The sequence below is a fragment of the Lysobacter soli genome (genome assembly GCF_003382285.1).
GTDB classification, from domain to species: domain Bacteria; phylum Pseudomonadota; class Gammaproteobacteria; order Xanthomonadales; family Xanthomonadaceae; genus Lysobacter_J; species Lysobacter_J soli.
Genome location: NZ_QTJR01000001.1, coordinates 578,002 through 602,638, shown reverse-complemented (window position 1 = coordinate 602,638; position 24,637 = coordinate 578,002). Strand labels below are relative to the sequence as shown.

At 68.5% G+C, this 24,637-nt stretch carries 18 protein-coding genes; 9 read left to right on the top strand and 9 right to left on the bottom strand.

Translation table 11 applies throughout. The features are described from left to right. Positions 1-58: 58 nt before the first annotated feature. Positions 59-529: a 23S rRNA (pseudouridine(1915)-N(3))-methyltransferase RlmH gene (gene rlmH, locus DX912_RS02555; RefSeq protein ID WP_115841042.1), complete on the top strand. Its 471-nt coding sequence runs from the start codon at positions 59-61 to the stop codon at positions 527-529. Between the two features lie 86 nt (positions 530-615). Here rlmH and DX912_RS02550 read toward each other — a convergent pair whose 3' ends face one another. The 4 genes from DX912_RS02550 to DX912_RS02535 form a co-directional block, all read right to left on the bottom strand. Continuing rightward, a complete protein-coding gene (locus DX912_RS02550; RefSeq protein WP_115840860.1) occupies positions 616-3,852 on the bottom strand; it encodes an autotransporter family protein in 3,237 nt (1,078 codons plus the stop codon). 203 nt (positions 3,853-4,055) lie between these two features. Next, positions 4,056-4,730, bottom strand: coding sequence for an energy transducer TonB (locus tag DX912_RS02545; protein ID WP_115840859.1), 675 nt, complete (start codon positions 4,728-4,730; stop codon positions 4,056-4,058). A 165-nt stretch (positions 4,731-4,895) separates the two neighbouring features. Then, positions 4,896-5,090, bottom strand: a complete 195-nt coding sequence (locus DX912_RS02540) for a hypothetical protein (RefSeq protein WP_115840858.1) — start codon at positions 5,088-5,090, stop codon at positions 4,896-4,898. A gap of 1 nt (position 5,091) precedes the next feature. Beyond that, positions 5,092-5,841, bottom strand: a complete 750-nt coding sequence (locus tag DX912_RS02535; RefSeq protein ID WP_115840857.1) for an SIMPL domain-containing protein — start codon at positions 5,839-5,841, stop codon at positions 5,092-5,094. A 140-nt stretch (positions 5,842-5,981) separates the two neighbouring features. Between DX912_RS02535 and DX912_RS02530 the strand changes: the two genes are divergently transcribed. The 4 genes from DX912_RS02530 to tldD all read left to right on the top strand — a co-directional run bounded on the left by DX912_RS02530 (position 5,982) and on the right by tldD (position 14,088). After that, positions 5,982-6,605: a Maf family protein gene (locus DX912_RS02530; RefSeq protein WP_115840856.1), complete on the top strand. Its 624-nt coding sequence runs from the start codon at positions 5,982-5,984 to the stop codon at positions 6,603-6,605. A 136-nt stretch (positions 6,606-6,741) separates the two neighbouring features. Further along, positions 6,742-8,235 (top strand): ribonuclease G, encoded by a 1,494-nt coding sequence (rng, locus tag DX912_RS02525; protein ID WP_115840855.1) that lies wholly within the window; start codon positions 6,742-6,744, stop codon positions 8,233-8,235. 174 nt (positions 8,236-8,409) lie between these two features. Then, the gene (locus tag DX912_RS02520) at positions 8,410-12,288 is read left to right on the top strand and encodes a YhdP family protein (RefSeq protein ID WP_115840854.1); all 3,879 of its coding nucleotides are present in this window, start codon (positions 8,410-8,412) and stop codon (positions 12,286-12,288) included. Between the two features lie 357 nt (positions 12,289-12,645). Then, entirely contained in the window at positions 12,646-14,088 is a 1,443-nt protein-coding gene (gene tldD, locus DX912_RS02515) for a metalloprotease TldD (RefSeq protein ID WP_115840853.1), read from the top strand. A 65-nt stretch (positions 14,089-14,153) separates the two neighbouring features. On the opposite strand, the gene yjgA is transcribed toward tldD, so the two are convergent. Continuing rightward, a complete protein-coding gene (gene yjgA, locus DX912_RS02510) occupies positions 14,154-14,732 on the bottom strand; it encodes a ribosome biogenesis factor YjgA (protein ID WP_115840852.1) in 579 nt (192 codons plus the stop codon). Positions 14,733-14,887: 155 nt separating this feature from the next. Between yjgA and pmbA the strand changes: the two genes are divergently transcribed. Both pmbA and DX912_RS02500 read left to right on the top strand, forming a co-directional pair. Further along, positions 14,888-16,258 carry a metalloprotease PmbA gene (gene pmbA, locus DX912_RS02505; protein ID WP_115841041.1) on the top strand — a complete coding sequence of 457 codons (1,371 nt, stop codon included), beginning with the start codon at positions 14,888-14,890 and terminating at the stop codon, positions 16,256-16,258. An 89-nt stretch (positions 16,259-16,347) separates the two neighbouring features. Further along, positions 16,348-16,794, top strand: a complete 447-nt coding sequence (locus DX912_RS02500) for a DUF4870 domain-containing protein (protein ID WP_232338539.1) — start codon at positions 16,348-16,350, stop codon at positions 16,792-16,794. A 191-nt stretch (positions 16,795-16,985) separates the two neighbouring features. Here DX912_RS02500 and ispA read toward each other — a convergent pair whose 3' ends face one another. The 3 genes from ispA to tilS are packed head-to-tail and all read right to left on the bottom strand — an operon-like array spanning position 16,986 to position 19,495. Then, positions 16,986-17,861, bottom strand: a complete 876-nt coding sequence (gene ispA / locus DX912_RS02495; RefSeq protein WP_115840851.1) for a (2E,6E)-farnesyl diphosphate synthase — start codon at positions 17,859-17,861, stop codon at positions 16,986-16,988. Further along, complete coding sequence (locus DX912_RS02490; protein WP_115840850.1) at positions 17,854-18,144, bottom strand: exodeoxyribonuclease VII small subunit; 291 nt, start codon at positions 18,142-18,144, stop codon at positions 17,854-17,856. Before DX912_RS02490 ends, ispA begins: the two co-directional genes overlap by 8 nt. 31 nt (positions 18,145-18,175) lie before the next feature. Further along, positions 18,176-19,495, bottom strand: a complete 1,320-nt coding sequence (gene tilS, locus DX912_RS02485; RefSeq protein ID WP_115840849.1) for a tRNA lysidine(34) synthetase TilS — start codon at positions 19,493-19,495, stop codon at positions 18,176-18,178. Between the two features lie 112 nt (positions 19,496-19,607). Between tilS and DX912_RS02480 the strand changes: the two genes are divergently transcribed. After that, positions 19,608-20,669 (top strand): NADH:flavin oxidoreductase/NADH oxidase, encoded by a 1,062-nt coding sequence (locus tag DX912_RS02480; protein ID WP_233433441.1) that lies wholly within the window; start codon positions 19,608-19,610, stop codon positions 20,667-20,669. A gap of 280 nt (positions 20,670-20,949) precedes the next feature. Here the strand turns inward: DX912_RS02480 and DX912_RS02475 are convergent, their stop codons facing one another. Then, a complete protein-coding gene (locus DX912_RS02475) occupies positions 20,950-21,909 on the bottom strand; it encodes an acetyl-CoA carboxylase carboxyltransferase subunit alpha (RefSeq protein WP_115840847.1) in 960 nt (319 codons plus the stop codon). A 180-nt stretch (positions 21,910-22,089) separates the two neighbouring features. Here DX912_RS02475 and DX912_RS02470 point away from each other — a divergent pair, with 180 nt between their 5' ends. Beyond that, entirely contained in the window at positions 22,090-24,546 is a 2,457-nt protein-coding gene (locus DX912_RS02470; RefSeq protein ID WP_115840846.1) for a glycoside hydrolase family 31 protein, read from the top strand. Positions 24,547-24,637 lie beyond the last annotated feature (91 nt).

Here is a 24,637-nt window from a genome sequence, read left to right as displayed (position 1 = left end):
GTCAACGCGGCGGATCGTGACGCAGCGCGGTTACCATCTCACCGATGGACGCGAAACCATGAAAGCCAAGTTGATCGCCGTGGGCGAACGCGCGCCGCGCTGGGTCGCCGAGGGCTTCGGCGAATACCAGAAGCGTTTGTCGCACTGGTTGCCGCTGGAGCTGGTGGAAGTGGAGCCCGGCCTGCGCGGCAAGGGTCGCGATGCCGTGCGCGCGATGCAGGACGAAGGTGCGCGCGTGATCGCCGCATTGCCGAAGAATGCACTGGTGGTGACGCTCGATGGACGCGGCAAGCCGTGGTCCTCGGAACAGCTCGCGCAGCGGCTCGAACACTGGCGCGCGCAGGGGCGCGATCTCGCCTTCCTGATCGGCGGCCCTGAAGGCCACGCGCCGGACGTGATCGCGCGCGGCGACGAATCCTGGTCGCTCGGTCCGCTCACGTTGCCGCACATGCTGGTGCGCCTGGTCGCCGCCGAACAGCTGTATCGCGCGGCGGCGTTGCTGGCGAACCATCCCTACCATCGGGCGTAACGCCATCGCGCGAACGCGTCGCGCATCCGCAAAAAAGCCACCCCGATCGCTCGAGGTGGCTTCGATGTCGCTTCAGCTATGGACGATTACCAGCGGTAGTTCAGCCCGAGCTGACCGGTCACGTCCCGATAGTCGCGTGCGCCGTACACCAGGCCCAGGTTGCCCCAGCCCATCCAGCCGCCGCCCAGCTGCGCCTGCAGGCCCAGCTTGGTCTCGTAGCGATCGCGCGGCCATTGCAGTTCGAGCGTGGTGTCGTTGAACGACATGGCATTGCGGTCGTTGTCGTGCCACCAGTTCAGCGTGACGAACGGCTGCACGACGTTCTGCTGCGTGTTTGCCGCATGGCCGTAGAAGCGCACGCCAACACGCGTGGTCAGGCCGCCGGCTTCCACGTCGTCGACCCGCGTGCCGTTGCTTTCGCGGTGCTGCGATGCCGAGTAATCGGTGAAGATCGCCTGCGCCTGCGGTTCGATGAAGAAGCGCGTGTTGCCGCCGTCGTTGAGCGCGAAGGCATAGCCCGCTTCCATCGACGCCGCCCAGGTCGACGCGTTGTAGCGCTCTTCGGCCAGGTAATCGCCCTGCACCTTGTTGTCGTATCGGCCGTATTGCAGCCAGCCGTCCAGGTAGAGGCCGCTAGCCGCGGTAGCGTCGGCGAACCAGGTGCCGTAGACGCCCAGGTTGTAGCCGATCACCTTGCCCTTGCTGCGCCAGTCGAGCAGGGACGAGGTCACGTCGGTATCCGCGCGACCGGTACCGCCCATCACGCCGAGGTGGAAGCGGCTGTCGTCGTTCCAGCGGGCGATCTCGCCGCCGATCTGCAGCACCGACACATCGGTGCCGGCGTCCAGCTGGCCTTCGCCCGTCGTCCCGTCCATCTGGTTGCGCACGACGCGTACCCACGCCGCCGAGGTGCGATCGTCATCGCCGCGCTGGCCGAGGTTCGCTTCGCCCATGCGATCGTGCATCGAGTGCTCGAACATGCCGACCGACGCGGCCTGATTGGCCAGGTATGCGGCAGGCTCGGGGCGGTAAAGCGGAGCAGAAGGCTGCGGAGCGACCGGCGAGATCGGCGTCGGATCCGGCGCCACCGGCGTCGGGTCGACCGGCGCGATGGGGTCGACCGGGACGACAGGGTCCACGGGTACCACCGGATCGACCGGCACGACCGGCGGCGCTTCGGAACGCAGGTACCAGTCGCCGTCGGACGGATTCGCCTTGCCGCCCAGGGCGAGCAGGTACTCGTTCGCACCGGCCACGACGCGACCATCCAGCGCGAAGACGCCATTGGATGCGCCATTCACCTGCACGACCTGGATGCCATCGGCAACCGTGTACGCACCCGTGCCACCGGCGTTGTTCACATGCAGCGAGGTGTTGCCAGAGGTGTTGCCTTGGACGACGAGCTTGTCGGTTTTCGAGGAATCGTTGCCGAGGGCCGTGTTGAGGACGACCTTGCCGTCGTTCGCGGTGTAATCCCCCTTCACCGTGAGAGTCTTGAAGTCGGCCGCGGTGGGAGCGGCGAATGCGACCGTACCAGCCAGTGCCAGCGACCGGACATCCGACACACCCGTGAGATTCCAGGTGCTCGTTCCGTCGATGGCGAAGGCACGGCCATTGGTCGCCTTGCCGCTCAGCGAAGAGCCGTTGGCCAGCGCGACATCGAGGTAACCCGCCGGGTTCGCGTGAAGGTCGCCCGTCGCCTGCACGCTGTCCAGGTTGAGCGCCAACGTGGCAGTGCTGTAAACCAGTGCGAGCAGATTCCGGTCGCTGGTCACGCTGGCGCTGTAGGACAGGTTCACCACGCCATTGCCGGCCTGGGCGAAGATCGACGCGTCGCCGGAATGCAGCGCGCCGCCAGAAACGTCGAACCGGGACGTTCCCGTGCCCAGGTCGAACGCGAGCGCATGCGTTCCCGCATCCACTTGCGTGTTGGTCAAATTCGCCATGGCGCCACCGATCAGGCCGACGCCGACCTGGTGTTGACTGATCAGCTTGGAGTCGGAGATCTCCAGGGTGCTGGCCACTGGCGTGCCGTTGTTCTGCGCCTGGCCGACTGCCACGGCGGCATTCGCGCCAGGACCAGTCCCGCTTGCTTCGATGAGCGATCCGTTGGCCACGCGAACCGTGGCGCCGTCGGCTACAGCGATGCCATTGGCACCGGCTTGGGCAGCGGGTTGGCCGCTTGCTTTAACTTCGGTTGTGTCGGCCGTGATGAGGCTGCCGACACCCGATGCGCGCAAGCCGTTGGAACTGTCGCCCGTCGCGGCGACCTTCGTCCCCTGAGAAAGCGTCACGTGCGCGCCTTGCTCGGCTGCGACCGCGCTGATTCCAGCGCCATTGGCTGCGATCTTGCTGTTCGCAGCATCAATCGCGGACCCGACGCCGACGGCTGCAAGGCCAGCGCCGAGCGTCGTCGTGATCGCCGCATCGTCGAGCCGCGCCGTAGCGCCGTCCATGACCATGACGCCGTGCGAATCCTTTGCCTGCGTGGCGATGTCCGTGCCGTCGGCCGTCACCCGGCTGCCAGCCCCTTCGACCTGAATGCCGGCGGATTTCGTGCTCTTCGTGGTGATCGTCCCCCGGTGTAGCGCAGCGGAACCGCCGTCCACGACGAGCACGCCGATGCCACCGTCCGGCCCGGCCGTTGTGATCGCGACGTCCGTGGCTTCGATCGTGCTTCCGCCGGAAACGGAGAACAGACCGACGGAACCTGCGCCGACCGCGTCGACGGTGCCGCCGGTCAACGTGATCGTGCCGCCGTCCTCGGCGCGGACCACTTCCTGGGACGCCGCCTGGCTGGAGAGAGCGACCCCATCAGCGCGGATGTCGCTACCTGCACCCGACGACAGCAGTGCGCTGCGCTGCGCGCTGGTGACTACGCCTCCGCGCAGTTCCACGTGTCCACCTCCATGAGCGAGGACGGCGTCGGAATTGGCATTCGTGACATTGACGCTGCTGTTGCTCAGGCGTACCAGCGAATTCGTTCCTTCGGACTGGACAGCCGCCGAGGAGAGACCGATCGCCTTGACCGTGGCGGTGTCGAGATCGACCTCGCCACCGTTCAGCGCAAGAATGGTCGCGACGGCACGACCGCCGGATGTAGCAGTGACATTCGAGCCAGTGATCTTGCTGGTCGCACCTTGCGTGCCCAACGCCACGCCGGCTGTGCCGGTACTCGTGCCGGTGTCGTAGGTCCCGTTGTCAGCCGTCTGGGTCGTGCCATCGGTGACGATGAGCTGCGCGGCCGTCGCGGCGAGGGGAGAAGCGAGCAATACGAGTGCGAGCGCGTGGGAAAGCGGGTGGTGCTTCGGCGTGCGATGCATGGGCGTCCTTGTAGGCGGTGCATGGCTCCGTGTGGCGGAGCGGTATATGCGATGACCGGCGCGAGCCGGGCGCCCGCGAGTGCGGGCGGCCCGGAGTTTGCGCAGCACGACGCGCGAGCTACATCGGACGATTCCGACCTCTTGTTACTCCTTGCCAACTTCTTCGCAGAAGATTTCTTGTTTACTTGCGCGCGCCGACGAGATCACAGCTTGAACTCGATCGGAAGCCGTCCCAGCGCCTCCACCGCGCGTCCATCGCGCATCGCCGGGACGAAGGTCCACTTCGACAACACCGTGCGGCGCGCCGCCTGGTCGAGCACGCGATGGCCGCTGCTGCGCACAATGCGGACGTCGAGTGCGCGGCCGTCGATGCCGACGAGGATTTCGAGTTCGACCGTGCCGCTCAGGCCGGCGCGCATCGCTTCGGCGGGGTAGGGCGGCGGCGGTGCGCGCAGCGCCTGGAGTTGCGCGATCGAGGACGTCGTGGCGGGTTCGACCGTCGTAGTGCCTTCGTCGATGGCGATATCCGCCGCGTCGATCGCGATGTCGCCCGGTTGCGCATCGACCACCGGCTGCTCGATCTGCGCGACGACAGGGTGCGTCTGCGGCGATGGCCTTGTTGTGGGCGTCGGCGGCTTGCGCGTGATTTCCACGGGCTCGTCCACCACCGGCGGAGGAATCGGCATGAGTTTCGGCAACTGGACGATGGTGATCGCGTCGTGCTCGGGCCTGGGCGCGTCGAGCACCCGCTGCGAGATCGGGACCAGCAGTGCGAGCAGCAGGGCGCCGTTGATCAGCAACGTGCCGGTGCTGGCGGCGATGCGGCCGCCGTCGAGGGACTCGTGCGCCTTTGCAGGAACGTGGATCGCGTGTGCCATGGCCGAACCTCCTGGGGTGTGCCATGGCTCGAACGTGCGAATGCGTTCGATGGGGTTCGTTCGCCAAGAAAAATTGCAAACGCGAATGCAAATCCAGCGCGACGCTCCCCGTCGCGCAAAAGAAACGGGCCCGCAATGCGGGCCCGTCGGGTACAACGCTGGCGATCAGCGCTGCGGTTCGTCCGGTTCCGGTCCGGTTTCCGCCTCGCGGTCCAGCCCGCCCTCGTCGGGGTTGGGCTTGTCGCGGCGCTTGGGGTAATGCGCATCGCCGTGATCGCGCGGCTCGGTCTCGGCATAGCCGGGATTGCGGCCGGGCTTGGGGTCGGCGGCGGGCGGAGCGGATTTTCCGGACTGGGGCATGTCAGTTTCCGAGTTCGAACACGACATCCAGATTGACCGACAGGACGTTTTCGCCCGGTGAGATCGGCGTGGATTCGGCGCGATCCATGGCCTTCATCGCCATCATCGGCATCGGGCGAGGCGGGGCGAAGCTGCCGCCTTCGCTGATGCTGACGATGCGGCGCACCTTCTTGCCCAGCGTCTTGGCGTACATCTCGGCGCGGGCCTGCGCCTTCTCGACCGCGGCACGACGGGCCTCGTCGTAGGCGGCTTCCTTCTTGGCGTCGTCCAGGTCGAAGGTCGGGCCGTTGATCTGGTTGGCACCGGTGGCGACCAGCGCGTCCATGATCTTCCCGAGCTTGGCGATGTCGCGGACGGTGATGTTGACGTTGTTGATCGCCTGGTAGCCGGTGACCTTCGGCGGCTGGTTCTCGCCGTACTGGTACTGCGGGTTGAGGTTCACGCCGCTGGTCTGCACGTCGCGCTCGGCGATGCCGGCGGCCTTGATGGCCGCGACGACCTTGGCCATCTGCTCGGCATTGGCGCGCATGGCGGCGTTGGCGTCGGCCGCCTGCGTCACCACGCCCGTGGACAGCGTCGCGATGTCCGGCGCGCGGCGCGCCTCGGCCTGCGCCGATACGTTGAGCAGCGTGCCTTCAGTGGCGACGTAGGGCGTGGTCTGGGCGGGGCTCACGGCAGGCAGGGTTCCGAAGGCGAGGGCGGCGGCAAGGACGAGCGGGCGCAGCGCGAAACGCGGGGACTTCTGGGGCATGACAACTCCTTGGGTGGGAAGGGCCGTCTGCGACGACCCTCAGGTTCTTGGTGATCCGGTGAACGATCCGTGAGCCCGGTCAGGGTTGAGGATGATGCCGCGACTCTGTGGCCCAGTCAGCGCGGGTTATGCTTCCCGACATGCTGTATCTCGCCTCCAAATCACCACGTCGTCGCGAATTGCTGGGCCGGCTCCTGTCGGGCCGGCCGGGTTCGGAATTCGGCCTTCTCGACATCGACATCCCCGAACACCCGCAGCCCGGCGAACCCGCCGAGGACTACGTGCGCCGCGTCGCGCGCGAGAAAGCCGGCGCCGGCCTGCTGCACGTGGTCGGCAACCCGTCGGCCATCGTGCTGGGGTCCGATACCGAAGTCGTCCTGGACGGCGAGGTCTTCGGAAAGCCCGCCGATGATGCCGATGCCGCGTCGATGCTGCGTCGATTGTCCGGCCGCACGCACCAGGTCATCTCGGCCGTATACCTCGTTTCGGCGGGGCGCGAGCTGCATGCCGTGTCGAAGTCCGACGTCACCTTCGCCGAGCTGACGCCCGCGCAGATCGACGCCTACGTGGCCAGCGGCGAGCCGCACGGCCGCGCCGGTGCGTACGCGATCCAGGGGCTGGCCGAGGCCTTCACCGTGCGGCTGTCGGGCAGTTACTCGGGCGTGATGGGGTTGCCGCTGTACGAAACCGCCACGTTGCTGCGCGAGTTCGGCCTGCTCGACGACGGCGTTCCCGAACCGGAAACCGCGGATGCCGGCCGATGACGGACGACGTTGCGATGCCGCGCCAACGCCGTCCGGAACCCTTGAACCACACCCGCATTTCCACCGACATGGCCGAATCGATCCGCGTTTGTCCGTCTTCCTTCGTGCCATGGAACAACGACCGGGGAGCTGCCGCATGAGCGAAGAGATCCTCGTAAACGTCACCCCGCGCGAAACGCGCGTCGCCGTCGTCGAGAACGGCATGCTGCAGGAGCTGCACATCGAACGCGGCTGGCGTCGCGGCGTCGTGGGCAACATCTACAAGGGCCGCGTGCAGCGCGTGATGCCCGGCATGCAGGCGGCGTTCGTCGACATCGGCCTGGAGCGCGCGGCGTTCCTCCACGCGGCCGACATCGTCAAGCCCACGCCGGTCGCCGAAGGCGACAGCGCTGGCGAGGACGCGCCGTTGCCGCCCACGCCGACGCGGCCCATCGCCGAACTGCTGCGCGAAGGGCAGGAAATCGTCGTGCAGGTGGTGAAGGACCCCATCGGCAGCAAGGGTGCGCGACTCACCACGCAGCTGAGCATCCCTTCGCGCTATCTCGTGCTGTTGCCGCGCACGCGCGTGGTCGGTGTGTCGGCGCGCATCGAGGACGAAGGCGAACGCGCGCGCCTGAAGACGCACATCACCTCGCTGTCGCCATCGGGCGACGGCCACGGCTACATCGTGCGCACCAACGCCGAGGGCCAGCCGGAAGAGCAGCTCGCCGAGGACGTCGCCTACCTTGGCCGCGTGTGGGGGCTGATCGAGGAGCGTGCCCGCAGCGCACGCGTCGGCGAGCGCGTGTACGAGGACCTGAACTTGCCGCTGCGCGCCGTGCGCGACCTGATGCGCAAGGACGTGGAAAAGGTCCGCGTGGATTCGCGCGAGACCTGCGAGCGCCTGCGCGTGTTCGCCGCGCAATACATGCCCGGGCTCGACGAGAAGATCGAGCACTACACCGGTGCGCGTCCGATCTTCGACCTGTACGGCGTCGAGGACGAAATCCAGCGCGCATTGGACAAGGAAGTACCGCTGAAATCCGGCGGTTACCTGGTGATCGACCAGACCGAGGCGATGACGACGGTGGACATCAACACCGGTTCGTTCCTCGGCCAGCGCAACCTCGAGGAGACGGTGTACCGCACCAACCTCGAAGCCGCGCAGTCCGTCGCGCGCCAGCTGCGCCTTCGCAACCTCGGCGGCATCATCATCATCGACTTCATCGACATGACCGACGCCGAGCACAAGCGGCAGGTGTTGCGTCAGCTGGAGAAGTCGCTCGCGCGCGACCACGCCAAGACAACGGTGTACGAGTTCTCGCCGCTGGGCCTGGTGGAAATGACGCGCAAGCGCACCACCGAAAGCCTGGAGCGCCAGCTCTGCGAGCCCTGCCACGAATGCGGCGGCCGCGGCACGCTGAAGACGCCCGAAACGGTGACCTACGAGATCTTCCGCGACATCGTCCGCCAGGTGCGCCAGTTCGACGCGCCGCGGCTGATGGTGATCGCCTCGTCGAAGGTCGTGGCCCGCATCACCGACGAGGAATCGGCGGCGGTGGCGGAACTGGAGGAATTCCTGGGCAAGTCGATCCGCTTCCAGGCGGACGACCAGTACGCGCAGGAGCAGTTCGATGTCGTCCTGCTGTGAGTTCCAGAGCGGGGCAGGGGCAGGGGAGAGGTCGGTAACGCTGTGTTGGCGGAACGGGTTGGACAATGGCGTCCGCCGTGTGCCTGCCCGTGCCCGCGCGTCCGCCCTGCCGGATCGCGCGGCTGAACCGGTTTCCGGTTTTCGTTCATCCCGCCTGGACCGTAGCTGACCGCCATGCCCACCCCGTTGCGCCGCCGCATGCGCATCGCCCGTCGCGGACTGGGCTATCTCGTCGCGCTCTCGCTGGTGCTGATCGCGCTGGTGCTGGCCGTGGCGAGCCAGGTGCTGCCGCTGGCCGAAAGCAACCCGCAGCGCGTCGCCGCATGGCTGAGCGAGCGTGCCGGGCGGCCGGTGACGTTCGACCGCGTGGAAACCGCATGGACGCGCCGCGGCCCGCTGCTGCGACTGGACAACCTGCGCATCGGCGCGGGCAAGCAGGCGTTCACGGTGGGCGACACGGAAATGCTGGTGTCGGTCTACGCCGGCCTGCTGCCGGGGCATGCGTTTTCCGAATTGCGCCTGCGCGGGCTCGACCTGACGCTCGAACGCGCCGCCGACGGCCGCTGGCAGGTGCGCGGCCTCCCGGGACAGGAGCAGCCGCAGCAGAATGATCCATTCGCCGCGCTCGAAGGCCTCGGCGAACTGCAGGTCATCGACGGCAAGATCACGGTCATCGCACCGAACCTCGGCATCGACGCGCACGTGCCGCGCATCAACCTGCGCCTGCGCGTGGACGGCCCGCGCGTGCGCGCGGGCGTCCGTGCGTGGCCGAGCGTGAATGTCGCCGGCGCGGCGTCCTCGCCGCTGGACACGGTGCTCGACTTCGATCGCGTGAAAGGCGACGGCCACGCGTACATCGGCGCGCGTCGCGCCGACCTGTCCGCCTGGGCGCCGCTGCTGCAGGTCGCCGGCGTCGGCAGCGAATCCGGTGAAGGTCGCGCCGAAGCGTGGGCCGAACTGCGCGACCACCGCATCACGCAGGTGACGGCCGACGTCGCACTCGATCGCGTCGGCCTGCGCGGTGCGCCGCTCGCCGGCGGTGCGATCCCGCGTGTCCAGTTCGCGCGCGTCGCGGCGCTGGCGCGCTGGCGCGTGATCGACGGCGGCTGGCGCGCCGACGCGAAGACGCTGCGCATCCAGACCGGCAACGATGCGCAGACGCTCGATGGCCTGGTCGTCGCCGGCGGTGCGCGCTATGCGCTGCTCGCCAATCGCATCGACGCCGGCCCGCTGCTCACCGCCGCATCCCTTAGCGATCGCCTCGATCCCGGCCTGCGCACGTGGCTGCACAACACGCGTCCGCGCGCGTCGCTGCAGGACGTCGAAGTGACCGGCGTGCGCGGCGGCGCGCTGCGTGCGCAGGCGCGCATCGGCGCGTTCGGTTTCGACGCCGTCGGCAATGCGCCGGGCCTGAGCGGACTGGCCGGCCAGTTCCTCGGCGATGCCGACGGCTTCTCCTTGCAGTTCGATTCGGCGTCGCCGATGCGTTTCGACTGGCCCCGCGGCTTCGGCGTCGTGCACACCGTCTCGCTGCAGGGCTCGATCGGCGGCTGGCGCGAAGGCGCGGGCTGGCGCATCGGCACGCCGGATCTCCACGTGAAGGGGCAGGGCTTCGGCGTGCGCGCACGCGGTGGCATGTGGTGGCAGGGCGATGGTTCGCGTCCGCGCATCGATCTGGCCGCCGACATCGACGAAGCGCAGGTGCCGGTCGCGAAGGGCTTCTGGATCCACCACCTGATGGCGCCCAAGGTCGTCTCGTGGCTCGATTCGGCGCTTGTCGGCGGTCGCCTCCACGACGGGCACGCGGTCGTCTCGGGCGACCTGGACGACTGGCCGTTCCGCGATCGCAACGGCCTGTTCGAAGCGACCGCGAAGCTCGAAGGCGCCATCGTGAAGTTCCAGCCCGACTGGCCGGCCGTGGAAGGCCTCGACGCGGATGTCTCGTTCATCGCCGACGGTTTCACGGTGCAGGGACACGGCCGCATCGGGGATGTCGCGATCCCCCAGATTCGCGCCGCCATCGATCACTACAAGGACGGCGACCTCACCGTGCAGGCGCAGGGCAACGCCGACGCCGCGGCACTGGTGAACCTGCTGCGGCACAGTCCGCTGCAGAAGGAAAACGCCGACACGCTGAAGAACATCGTCGCCAGCGGCCCGGCCAAGGTCGGCTTCGACATGGACATGCCGCTGCGTCCGAACCAGCAGACGGCGATCAAGGGCACGGTGCAGCTGGACAAGGCGAAGCTCGCCGACCCGCGCTGGAAGCTCGCCTTCGAACAGGTCAGCGGCAAGGCCGAATACGCGCGTGGCGGCTTCCGCGCCGACGGTCTGAAGGTGCTGCACGAAGGCCAGCCCGGCGCGCTCTCGCTGCGCGCCGGCAACGACTTCGTGCGCGACAAGGCCAACGTGTTCGAAGCGGGCCTGGACGCGCAGATGTCGGCGAAGGAACTGCTCGATCGCGCGCCGGAACTGGCCTGGCTGAAACCGCACGTCGATGGGCGTTCGGCATGGACCGTTGGCATCGCCATTCCCAAGGCCGCGCCCGGCAAGACCGCGCCGACGTTGCTGCAATTGCAGACCAACCTCGTCGGCACCGCGCTCACGCTTCCGGAGCCATTGAAGAAGGCCGCGAACGAATCGCTCGCCACGTCGGTGGAAACGCCCTTGCCGATGGGCAGCGGCGACATCCGCGTGAACCTCGGTAACGTCATCGCCGTGCGCGCGCGCAGCGTCACCGATGCGGCCGGCAAGAGCACCACCGGCGTGCGTCTGGCGCTGGGCACCAACCGCGTCGACGACGTGCCGCCCGCGCGCGGTCTCGTCGCGACTGGGCGCGCGGCTGAACTCGACGCGATCGACTGGATCGCGCTGCTGGAAGGCGGCAGCGGTGGCGATGGCCTCGCGCTGCAACGCATCGACGTCACCGCGCAGAAATTGAACCTGCTGGGCGGCGTGTTTCCGGAAACGCACCTCGTCGTCGTTCCCGCGGCGAACGGCGCGACCGCCGTGCAGGCCGAAGGTGCCGCGCTGGAGGGTGCGGTGCTGATTCCCGCCGGCGATGGCGCGACGATCGCCGGCCGTTTCGACCGCATGTACTGGCGCGCGCCGAAGCGCCCGGCGCCGCCGGCCGGTTTGCCGACGCCGCCACCGTCGGCGCCGCCCGCCGACGATGATTTCAACCCTGCGAAGATTCCGCCGCTGACGATCGACATCGCCGACCTGCGCGTGTCCGACGCACGCCTGGGCGACGCGAAGCTGCGCACGCAGCCGACCGCGACCGGCATGCGCATCGAGCAGGTGCAGACGCGCACGGACAAGCAGCGCATCGACGCCAGCGGCGACTGGGACGGCCGGGGCGACTGGGACGGCCGGGGCGCGACCGCGCGCACGCAGCTGGACGTGAAGATCGACAGCCAGGACCTGGGCAACCTGCTCGCCGGCTTCGGCATGGGCCAGCAGCTCGGTGGTGGCGTCGGCACGATGCACTTCGCGGCCGGCTGGGCGGGAAGCCCGGCGGCGTTCAATGTCGCCACGCTCGACGGCAGCCTCGAAGCCGACATCCGCGACGGCCGCCTGCTGGAAGTCGAACCCGGTGCCGGCCGCGTGCTAGGCCTGCTGAGCCTGGCGCAGCTTCCGCGCCGCCTGATGCTGGATTTCCGCGACTTCTTCAACAAGGGCTTCGCCTTCAACCGCGCCGGCGGCAAGGTGAACTTCGCCGGCGGCATGGCGCGCAGCGACAACCTGTCCATCGACGGCCCGGCGGCCTCGATCGGGATCCGCGGCGAGGCGAACCTGCGCGCGCAGACCTTCGACCAGACCATCGAAGTGCGCCCGAAGGCCGCCAATCTCCTGACCGTGGCCGGGGCGATTGCCGCCGGGCCGGTGGGCGCGGCGATCGGCGCGGCCGCCAACGCGGTCCTGCAGAAGCCCCTCGGCGAGATGGCCTCGCGCACCTACCGCGTCACCGGCCCCTGGAAGGAGCCGAAGGTCGAGGTGGTCAGCGGGCAGTCGGGGCAGGCGAAAGCCGCGGAACCACCGCCTGAAGGGTGAGGCGACGCTGCTCGCGAACCACTGGTTCGCGCGTCGCCGAACGCCCGAACGCCGTGCGTTCGGGCCGGGGAGTCCGCCGCGGCAGCGTCCGGGTCGGCGACGCCGGCGTTCCCTCCACCTCGGCCTCGACCCCGTCATCCCGGCGAACGCCGGGACCCGGCCTTCAGGCCTTCAGGCCCACGCAACCCTGAATTCCCGCATCCCGGCGCCCGGCCTCGTCCGTGAACCCGTTGCGTTGGCTCGTTGTGCCACCATCTCCTTCCTGACCTCCCGCCGCCGCCGCCCGGGGCTTTCCCCGGCTGAAAACGCGCACCCGTGCGCCCGCGGCCGCCACCGTTCCGCTTCCAGAGATCCCGCATGACCCTTCCCATCCAGATCGCCGAAAACCGCCTGCTGCTGCCCGCCGGGCTCGATGCGGGCGGCCTCGAACGCACCTTCGGTACGCTGCTCGGGCCGGGCGTGGATTTCGGCGACCTGTATTTCCAGCACGCCCGTCGCGAGAGCTGGACCGTCGAGGACGGCATCGTCAAGGACGGTGCGCATTCGATCGAGCAGGGCGTCGGCGTGCGCGCGATCAGCGGCGAGAAGACGGGCTTTTCCTACTCCGACGAAATCAACACCCAGGCGCTGCTCACCGCGGCGAAGTCGGCGCGCGCCATCGCACGCGATGGTTCGGTGCAGGCGCCGCACGCGCTGGTGCGCGGCGGCGGGCGCGAACTGTACGTGCCGGAAGATCCGATCGACGGCTACGCGAACGAAGCCAAGGTCGAAGCGCTGCGTCGCATCGACCGCATGTTGCGCGCGGCCGATCCGCGCGTTCGGCAGGTGATGGTGTCGCTGTCGGGCGGCGTCGACACGATCCTCGTCGCGCGCAGCGACGGCCTGCTCGCGGCCGACGTCCGCCCCCTGGTGCGCTTGAACGTGCAGGTCATCGTCGAACACAACGGCCGTCGCGAGAGCGGCTATGCCGGTGGCGGCGGTCGCTACAGCTATTCCGAACTGCTCGATGGCGACAAGCCCGAGACGCTCGCGCGCGAAGCGCTGCGCGTGGCGCTGGTGAACCTGGAAGCGGTCGACGCGCCGGCCGGCGTGATGCCGGTGGTGCTCGGCAACGGCTGGACCGGCGTGCTGCTGCACGAAGCGGTCGGCCACGGCCTGGAAGGCGATTTCAACCGCAAGGGCACGTCGACGTACGCCGGCCGCCTCGGCCAGCGCGTCGCCTCGCCGGGCGTGACCATCGTCGACGACGGCACGCTGCCGGGACGTCGCGGCTCGCTCAACGTCGACGACGAAGGCACCTCGACCAACTGCACGACGCTCATCGAGGACGGCGTGCTCGTCGGTTACATGCAGGACACGCTCAACGCGCGCCTGATGGGCATGGCGCCCACGGGCAACGGCCGTCGCGAATCCTTCGCGCACCTGCCCATGCCGCGCATGACCAACACCTACATGCTCGCCGGCAAGGACGACCCGGAAGACATGATCCGTTCGGTGAAGAAGGGCCTGTACGCGGTGAATTTCGGCGGCGGGCAGGTGGACATCACCAACGGCAAGTACGTGTTCTCGGCTACCGAGGCGTACCTGATCGAAGACGGAAAGATCACCGCGCCGGTGAAGGGCGCCACGCTGATCGGCAACGGTCCTGAAACCATGCAGCGCGTGAAGATGATCGGCCACGACCTCGCGCTCGACGAAGGCGTGGGCGTGTGCGGCAAGGACGGCCAGAGCGTGCCTGTAGGCGTGGGCCAGCCGTCGCTGCTGATCGACCAGCTGACGGTGGGCGGTACGCAGGCGTGATTCTGGAGCGACAACCGGACACCGTTGCAGCCCGGGCAGGCGCAGCGCACCCGGGCTTCAGGATTTCAGCGCTCGTCGTCCTCGATCGACTCGTCCGCATCCTCGACGTCGTCATCGCCCGTCGTGCCACCCACGATCAACTCGCGCAGCGCCCGGTACAACTCGCGGAACGCGCGCGGCGGCTTGTTCTTGCGGCGCTCGTCCAGCGCGCTGCGCACGAGCGCGCGCAGATGCTGGCGGTCGGCGGTCGGGTACTCGTCGAGCAGCTGCGCCAGCGCGGCGTCGCCGTCGGCGAGCAGGCGCTCGCGCCAGGCTTCCACGCGATGCATCGCCGCCACTTCGCGCCGCGCGGCCTCGCCGTCCTCGTCGAGCGCGTCGCGGATCGCCTCCAGCACCTCGTCGTCCTCGCGGCGCATCTGCTTGGCCAGGAACGCCAGCTGGCGCTTGTGCGCGATGTGCGCGGTGATGCGCTTGGCCTCGCGGATGTGCGGCAGCAGCGAGTCCGGCACCGGAAGCTTGGCCAGCTGCGCCTCAGTCAGGGCGACCAGCTTTTCACCCAAGGCCAGTACCTCCAGCGCCTCGCGCCGGTTCTGGCTGCGACTGGGGCTGAAGAATTCCCCGGTTTCCTCGTCTCTACCGCGCATGGCGCACCTGCTGCAAAAAGAACTGTCGGACGCGGATTTTCGCGGATGACCACGGATAAAGCACACATCGCGCGAAATCCGCGTTCAGCCGCCCCCTTCCGCGCCGGATCGCCTTCGACAAGGATCACCACTTGAGCCAGATCGTTTCCCAGAATTTGCCCGCCTACGCCGCCTCGCTCGGCGACAGCCACGCGCGCCTGGACGCGCTCGCCGACCTGTCCCAGCGTTTGCTGGACAGCGCCCGCGCGCGCGGCGCCACGCAGGCGGAGGTGTCGTGCTCGGAGGAATCCGGCCTCAACGTCAACGTCCGCATGGGCGAGGTCGAGACCGTCGAGTCCACGCGCGACCGCGGCATCTCCGTCACCGTCTACTTCGGCCAGCGCAAGGGCAGCGCCAGCACCGCGGACCTGCGCGAGGAAAGCCTGGACGCGACCGTCGAGCAGGCCTGCGCGATCGCGCGGCATACGGAAGACGACGCGGCCGCTGGCCTCGCCGACGCGTCGCTGATGGCGACGGACCTGCGCGAGTTCGATTCCTGGCATCCGTGGATCATCGACGCCGATCGCGCGCTGGACCTCGCGCTCGCCTGCGAGCAGGCCGGTCGCGATTCGGATCGCCGCATCGAGAATTCCGACGGCGCCTCCGTCGGCACCGGCGAGAGCATCAGCGTGTACGCGAACTCGCACGGGTTCATCGGCCGCGAGCGCAGCACGCAACACAGCATCGGCTGCGCGCTGATCGCCGGCCGTGGCGACGGGATGCAGCGCGATGGCTGGTACAGCATTGGCCTGTCGGCGGACGACCTGGAGCCGGCCGCGTCCATCGGCCGCAAGGCCGCCGAACGCGCGGCGTCGCGCCTCGCGCCGCGCCAGGTGCCGACCGGCGAGTATCCGGTGCTGTATTCGGCGGAGATGGCGCGTTCGCTGATCGGTCACCTGCTCGGCGCGGTGTCCGGCGGCGCGCTGTACCGCCGCGCGAGCTTCCTCGTCGACAGCGCCGGCCAGCAGTTGTTCCCCGACTGGTTCGGCATCGAGGAACTCCCGTTCCTGCCGCGCGGTTTCCGTTCCGCATCGTTCGATGCCGAAGGCGTGGCCACGCGCGAGGCGCCGCTGGTGACCGCCGGCGTGCTGCAGCGCTACATCCTCGGCAGCTATTCCGCGCGCAAGCTCGGCCTGCATACCACCGCCAACGCTGGCGGCGTGCACAACCTGCAGGTCGCCGCGAATGCAGGCGACCAGGAATCGCTGCTGCGCGGCATGGACCGCGGCCTGCTCGTCACCGAACTCATGGGGCAGGGCGTGAACAACGTCACCGGCGATTATTCGCGCGGCGCGGGCGGCTACTGGGTCGAGAACGGGCAGATCCAGTACCCGGTCGACGGCATCACCGTCGCCGGCAACCTGAAGTCGATGTTCGCGGCGATCGAGGCCGTCGGCACCGACGTCGATCCGCGTTCGCACGTGCGCACCGGCTCGATCCTGATCGGCCGCATGACGGTGGCGGGCGAGTCCGACGCCAGCGAGTAAGCGGGCGCTGCCGGGCGGCTCTGCTTGACCTGCCCGGCGTCGCAACGGAAAGTGGTTCAGGTCCCCTTCAAGGAAATCCGGAGCAAGCGATGAGCGAGAACCCGATCGACCCCGGCCAGACCTCCACGCCACCGCCGCCGCCGTCGGCCGAGCATCCCAGTGGCGTGTCGTCCGACCAGCGTCAGTGGGCGATGTTCGCGCACCTGTCGGCGATCGCCGGCGCGGTGCTGACCTCCGGCGTCGGCGGCTGGGGCACGTTCTTGGGCCCGCTGATCATCTGGCTGGTGAAGAAGGACACGATGCCGTTCGTCGACGACCAGGCCAAGGAAGCGCTCAACTTCAACATCACCGTGGCGATCGTGTTCTTCGCGCTGGCGGTGCTGGTGTTCGTGACGCTGGGCATCGGCCTGCTGATCGCGATCCCGGCGTGGTTCGTCATCGGCATCGCATGGCTGGTATTCGCGATCATCGCGGCGATCAAGGCCAACGATGGGGTGACGTACCGTTATCCCTTCACGCTGCGACTGGTGAAGTAACGACGCTCGTCGTTTCGTATTTCGGAACCTCAACGCGAAACGCGAAACGCGAAACGCCCGCTTCGACGAAGCGGGCGTTTTTGTTTGGGCTTCCTGCGGTGGCAGATGCTTGTTGCTGGTCGTCATGCCGGCCTTCGCCGAGATGACAGTTCCGTTTTTGCCTGCCGCAAACGAGCAACACAACAAACGGCTTAGCGATCCCGCTCGATCGCCATCCGCCCCAACGCCGCCAGCGCATTCGCACGGTCGCCGAGCGGCGACAGCGCGTCATCCATCGCACGGCGCAACTCGTCCAGCCGTGCGCGCGACGCATCCAGTCCGATCAACGCAGGGAACGTCGCCTTGTCCTGCGCCACGTCCTTGCCGGCGGTCTTGCCGAGCGTCGCGCTGTCGCCTTCGATGTCGAGGATGTCGTCGCGTACCTGGAACGCGAGGCCAAGCGCGGCGGCATAACGATCCAGCGCGGCGAGTTCTTCGGCCGAGGCGCCGCCGCACAGCGCGCCCATGCGTACCGCGGCGCGGATCAGCGCGCCGGTCTTGAGCGAATGCAGTTCTTCCAGCGCATGCACCGACAGCGAGCTGCCATTGCCGGTCGCCGCAAGGTCCAGCGCCTGCCCGCCGCACATGCCGGCGGCACCGGACGCGCGTGCGAGCGTGCGCAGCAGGTCCACACGCGTTGTCGCGTCGACGTCGGCATCGGCCAGCACTTCGAAAGCGAGCGACTGCAGCGCATCGCCCGCGAGCACCGCCGTGGCTTCGTCGAAGGCGACGTGCACCGTCGGCTGGCCGCGACGCAGCGCGTCGTCGTCCATCGCGGGCAGGTCGTCATGGACGAGGGAATAGGCGTGGATCAGTTCGACCGCGACGGCTGGCGCGTCCAGCGTGTCCACCGACGCGCCGAAGGCCGATCCGGCCGCGTAGACCAGCAGCGGCCGCATGCGCTTGCCGCCCAGCAGTACGGCGTGCCGCATAGCCGCGTGCAGGCGCTGCGGCGGCGAATGCGGGTCGGGCAGGGCACGTTGCAGCGCGGCGTCGGCGCGTTCGCGCCAGCGCGCGAGGTCAGACATCGCCGCGGCTCGACGAGCCGGCGTCCTGCGCGGAGAAGGGCTCGCCCGAGGCGGGATTCTGCGGGTCGCTGAGCAGGCGCACGCGCAGTTCGGCCTCTTCCAGCGCGCTCTGGCAGCGGCGGTACAGGCCGACGCCGCGCTCGTACGCGGCCAGCGAGTCTTCCAGGCTCATCTCGCCGTGTTCCATCTTCTCGACCAGTTGCTCGAGCGCGTCCAGGGACTGCTCGAAGTCGCTCACCGGCGAGGTGGAAGGCGCGTCGTCTTGGGCGGGTGTACGTGGCATGCGGGAAGTTTGCGACCCGCCCCGGCGGGGGTCAATTGCCGTCGCGGGCGGTTGCGGCGTGCGTCTCGCCCTCGCGACGCCAAACCAGCCGCGCACCACGCCCGCGGAGCCAGGCATCGAAGCGGGCCGAATGGACGAGGTCGCCTGCCGCGAGCAACTCGCCGGCGCCGTCGCTGAGCAGCGGCAAGCGCTCGCGCTCCCACGGCGGGATGCCGAGTTCCTGCAGCACCTGCTTGAGCGCATGCGAATGCGAGCGGCCCGCACGCATGAGGCGTTCGCCGCCCTGGCGCGCATGCACGCGCAGCGGCGTGTCGAAGCCAGCGGTGCCGTCGAGGGCCAGCACGTCGCCATCGGGAAGCGCCAGCGGCGCGCGGCCGTCCCATTCGGCATGCCAGTCTGCCGGCAGCGGCGCTCTCGCCACGTCGGCGAAGAGCAGGTCGCGCCATGCGCGGACGACGGCGCCGTGCCACTGGAAGACCGGTTCGGCGTCATCGCGCGCGCCGAGGATCTCGTGCTCGATCCGCTCGATGCCGTTCGCCGGCAGCGCGGGCAAACCGAGCGCATCGATCCAGCGCCGCAGCACGCGCGCGCGGCGCGATTCCGGGAGCGCCAGCAGGCCCATCCGCGATAGACAACGCGGATCGCTCAGGCCGACGTTCGCGAGCGCAAGCGCGTCCTCGTCGTCGAGCAGTGCGTCCGTCCGCTCGCACAACGCCGCCGACCGCGCCAGGGCATCGGACGCGTGCGGCCAGCGTTCGCGCAGCAGCGGCATCACGCGCGTGCGCAGGAAATTGCGGTCGAAGGCGGTGTCGGCATTGCTGGGGTCCTCGATCCAGGCGAGCCCATGCGCCTGCGCGTAAGCGAGCAGCGCATCGCGATCGATGTCGAGCAGCGGCCGCCACAGCCGGCCGCGTCCGAACGTGCGCCAGCGACGCATCGCCGCGAGGCCATCGGGGCTGGACGCGCGCAGGGCGCGGAGCAGGAAGGTCTCCGCCTGGTCGTCGCGATGGTGCGCGAGTGCGAGCACTTCATCGCTGCCGAGTGCGGAGGCGAACGCGGCATGGCGCGCGTCGCGCGCAGCCGCCTCGGGGCCAGCACCTGTCGCGGCGACCTTCACGCGGATGACCGTCAGCTCAACGCCGAGCGCGGCGCAGGCGGCTTCGCAATGCGTGCTCCAGCGGTCCGCGTCGGCGTGAAGCCCGTGGTGGACATGGATCGCACGCAGGCCATGCGCGGGGCGCGAGCTCGCCAGCAGGTGCAGCAGCACCGTGGAATCGAGCCCGCCGCTGTAGCCCACGCACAGTGGCGCCGCCGGAAGGTCGTGCAGGGCGGTGGCGGGCGCGGCGGGCATCGCGCGATGGTGCCATGGTCGTGGAATGCAGCAACCCACCGATGGGGCTGCATCGCGCGCCACGCCATCGCACCATGCCTCCATCCCCCGTTTCGCCTTGCAGGAGTCCGTCGTGTCCCGGCTTTTCACCCCGTTCGAACAACGCGCGCTCACCTTGCGCAATCGCCTCGTGGTGGCGCCGATGTGCCAGTACTCCGCGGTCGACGGCGTGCCCAACGACTGGCACCTGGTGCATCTGGGCAGCCGCGCGGTGGGCGGCGCGGGCGCGATCATCGCCGAGGCCAGCGCGGTGTCGGCCGAAGGCCGCATTTCGCCCGCCGACACCGGACTGTGGAACGACCACCAGGCCGAAGCGTGGTCGCGCATCACGCGCTTCGTCGCGGCGCAGGGCACGGTGCCGGGCATCCAGCTCGCACATGCCGGCCGCAAGGCGAGCACGGCGCCGCCGTGGCTCGGCGGAATCGCCGTGACGCCCGACGACGGCGGTTGGACGCCGGTCGCGCCGAGCGCCGTGGCCTTCAGCGAAACCTCGCTGGTCCCGCGCGCGCTCGATGCGGGCGAGCTGCGCAACGTCGTCGACGATTTCGCCTGCGCCGCGTGGCGCGCGAAGGCGGCGGGTTTCCAGATCGCCGAGATCCACGCGGCGCACGGCTACCTGCTGCACCAGTTCCTGTCGCCGCTGTCGAACCATCGCAGCGACGAGTACGGCGGTTCGTTCGACAACCGCGTCCGCCTGCTACTGGAAGTGATCGACGCGGTGCGCAAGGTGTGGCCGGAGCGCCTGCCGCTTTGGCTGCGCGTGTCGGCGACGGACTGGATCGAAGGCGGCTGGGACATCGAGGAAAGCGTCGAGCTGGCGCGCATCGTGAAGGATCGCGGCATCGACCTGATCGACGTGTCCACCGGCGGCCTCGCGCCGGGCGCGAAGATCCCGCTGCACGCGGGCTACCAGGTGCCGTTCGCCACGCGCATCCGCAAGGAAGCGGGCATCGCGACCGGCGCGGTGGGGCTGATCACGAAATCCGATCACGCCGAAACGATCGTCGAGGAGGGCGATGCGGACGTGGTGCTCATCGCGCGCGAACTGCTGCGCGATCCGTATTTCCCGCGCCGTGCGGCGAAGGAGCTGTCCGGCGAACTGCACGGGCCGGAGCAGTATTTGCGGGCGTGGTGAGTGGGCTTTGAGGGAACGAGTGTTGAGGACGAGCGAGCATTGCCTCGAATGAACGTCATCCCGGCGAAAGCCGGGATCCAGGCCCGTGAGTCAAGGGCACTCTCGTGACGGTGAATCAACTCACCGTCATTCCAGCGAACGCTGGAATCCATTTGATCGTTCGGCATCGAGAAGCAGCGATCGAGTGCACTGCGAGCGCCAGCGCGTCGCACGTCCCAACCCTCACCCCAACCCCTCTCCCGCAGGGAGAGGAGCTCAAAACCGCGGGCAATCAGCGGGCCTACGCCGCCTCGTACGCCCCGTAGCTGCGCAGGCGCTGGTAGCGGCGCTCCAGCAGATCCTCGACCGGCAGTGACTCGAGCATGTCGAGTTCGTTGATCAGCACGGCCTTCAGGCGCGTGGCCATCTGCTTCGGATTGCGATGCGCGCCGCCGATGGGCTCGCGCACGATCTTGTCGACCAGGCCCAGGCCGAGCAGGCGCTTGGCGGTGAGACCCAGCTGCTCGGCGGCGTCCTTCGCCTTGGCGGCGTCCTTCCACAGGATCGACGCGCAGCCTTCCGGCGAGATCACCGAGTACGTGCTGTATTCCAGCATCAGCGTGCGATCGCCGACACCGATGGCGAGCGCACCGCCCGAGCCGCCTTCGCCGATCACCGTGCAGATCACCGGGACCTTCAGCTCGCTCATTTCCAGCAGGTTGCGGGCGATGGCTTCGGACTGGCCGCGCTCTTCCGCGCCCACGCCCGGGTAGGCGCCGGGGGTGTCGATGAAGGTGAGGATCGGCAGGCGGAAACGTTCGGCCAGCTTCATCAGGCGCAGCGCCTTGCGGTAGCCCTCCGGACGCGGCATGCCGAAATTGCGCTTGATCTTGCTCTTGGTGTCGCGGCCCTTCTGGTGGCCGATGATCACCACGCTGCGGCCATTGATGCGGCCGAGGCCGCCGACGATGGCGGCGTCGTCGGCGAACGCGCGATCGCCGGCGAGTTCCTGGAACTCGTCGCACATCACGCGTATGTAGTCGTTGGTGTACGGTCGCGCCGGGTGGCGGGCCAGCTGCGAGACCTGCCACGGCGAGAGGTCGCGGAAGATCTGGGCAGTGCGGATGCGCAGCTTGTCCTGCAGCGCATGCACTTCGGCGTCCACGTCCACCGCCGGAGCGTTGCTGGCGTGGCGCAGTTCCTGGATCTTGGCTTCCAGGTCGGCGATGGGCTGCTCGAAGTCGAGGTAGTTCGGATTCATGCTCGGGCCGGTGGCCGGAAAGTGGGACAGTCTAGCCGAGGCCGGGTGACCGTACCGAGAGGTGTGTTGCCAGTATGGAGCCCGGGCGAAAGCCGCCCTGCGGCCATTGAAAACGTCTTCATCGGGCCGCCCCGCGACCCGCGTGCTTGAATCCGGGCTCGGGTTCGAGGGGAGACACGGATGAAGGCGATGTCCTGGGCGCTGGCAGTCGCGCTCGTGTTCGCGGTGGCGGGACCGGCCGATGCCGGCGGTTGGCGTCACCTGGGCGATGCCGGACGGGTCGAACGCCGCGCCGACGGCGTTGTGGTCCATAGCGGTCCAGCGCGCCTGCAGGTCAGCGTCCATGCGGACGGCGTGTTCCGTGTCCTCCTCGCACCGGATGGAAAGGCCGACGGCGATGCCTCCTGGGCCGTGGTGCAGGCCGCCGAACCGGCGAAGGTGACGATCGATGAAACCCGCGACGCCGTTCGCGTGCGGGCCGATGGCGTCGTCGCCATCGTCCATCGCTCGCCGTTGCGCGTGGATTTCGTCGATGACGCCGGTCGCGCGCTGCTCGCCGACGACGCGTCGCTGCCGATGGCGTGGCTGCCCGGCGAGCACGGCACGCGCGTGCGCGTGTGGAAGTCGATGCCGGCCGACGAGCATTACTACGGCCTCGGCGACAAGGCCGGGCCGCTGGATCGCCGCGGTCGCGCGTTCGCAATGTGGAACAGCGAATCGTATGGATGGCAGGGCACGACCGATCCGCTGTACAAGTCGATCCCGTTCTTCATCGGCCTGCGCGGCGGCGTCGCGTACGGCGTGTTCTTCGACAACGTGCATCGCAGCAGCTTCGATTTCGGCAAGGAATCGGATGGCACGCTGTCCTTCGGCGCCGAAGACGGGCCGCTCGATTACTACTTCATCGCCGGCCCGCAGCCCGCGCAGGTCATCGAGCGCTACACCGCGCTGACCGGTCGCACGCCGCTGCCGCCGCTGTGGACGCTAGGATTCCAGCAGTCGCGCTATACCTATCACCCCGAATCGAAGGTGCGCGAGATCGCGAAGCAGCTTCGCGACCATCGCATCCCCAGCGATGCGATCTATCTCGACATCGACTACCAGAAGGGCTACGCGCCGTTCACCGTCGACCGCGCGCAATTCCCGACGTTCGAGAAGATGATCGACGACCTGCGCAAGGACGGGCTGCGCACGGTGCTCATCACCGACCTGCACATCAAGCACGATCCCGACAACGACTACGCGGCGTTCGATTCGGGCATGCGCAACGACGCGTTCATCCGCAATCCCGACGGCTCGCTCTACATCGGCGAAGTGTGGCCGGGCGATTCGGTGTTCCCGGATTTCACGCTGACGCGCGTGCGCGACTGGTGGGGCGGGCTCTATCGCGATTTCGCCGCGATGGGCGCCGCCGGTTACTGGAACGACATGAACGAACCGTCGGTCTTCAACGTGCCCGGCAACACGATGTCGCTCGATGCCGTGCACCGCATGGACGATGGCACCACGCGCGACCACCGCGCCATCCACAACGTCTACGGCATGCTCAATGCGCGCGCGACGTACGAAGGATTGCTGAAGTTGCAGCCGACGCAGCGGCCGTTCGTGCTCACGCGCGCGGCATACGCGGGCGCGCAGCGTTACGCGGCAACGTGGACGGGCGACAACACCGCGAGCTGGTTCCACCTCGCGCAGAGCACGCCGAACCTGTTGAGCCTGGGGCTGTCGGGCATGGCGATGTCGGGCGACGACATCGGCGGTTTCATCGGCTCGCCGCCGCCGGATCTGCTGACGCGCTGGTTCCAGTTGGGCGCGTTCAATCCCGTGTTCCGCAACCACGCCGCGACCGACACGCGCCCGCACGAAGCATGGGTGGACGGGCCGAAACACGAAGCGCTGCGCCGGGACGCCATCGAACTGCGCTATCGCCTGATGCCGTACCTCTACACGGCGGCGGAAGAGAACGCGCGCACGGGCATGCCGATCATGCGACCGGTGTTCCTGCGCTGGCCGGATGCCGAAGCGTTCTACGGCAACGACCGCGATTTCCTTTTTGGTGGCGATCTGTTCGTCGCGCCGGTGGTGGACGAACGACTGGATGCGCATCCGGTGTCGCTGCCGCCGGGTGGGTGGTACGCGTTCGGTACATCGGAGCGATACGTGGCTACGAAGACGCCGGTGAAGCTCGATCCTCGTCCGTCGGGAACGCCGCTGTACGCGCGGGCGGGCGCGATCGTGCCGATGCAGGCGCTGGTGCAGCACACGGGCGAAACGCCGAAGGGCCCGCTGGAGCTACAGGTGTATCTGCCGGATGTGGGTTCGCCCGAGTGTCGCGGTTCGCTTTATCAGGATGATGGCGAGAGCTTTGCGTATCGCGAAGGGGCGTTCCTTCGCGTGTCGTATGCGTGCGAGGTTTCGGCGTCGTCGATGACGTTGAGCGCGCATGTGGAGCACAGCGGGTTCGCGCCGTGGTGGAAGGCGGTGCGCGTGACGATGTTTGGCGTGTCGCAGCGGCCTGCTTCGGTGCGCGTGGACGGTGCTGCAGTGGCTGGCTGGAAGTACGACGGTGCCGCGAAGATGCTGACGTTGGATGTTTCCGACGCGATTCGTGACTGGAAAGTGGAAGTAACGCGTTGACGTCTTCGCACGCATTTCTCCTTTCAATCGTCATCCCGGCGAAAGCCGGGATCCAGGCTGAAAGTGCACCAGCGCATACACCGTCATTCCA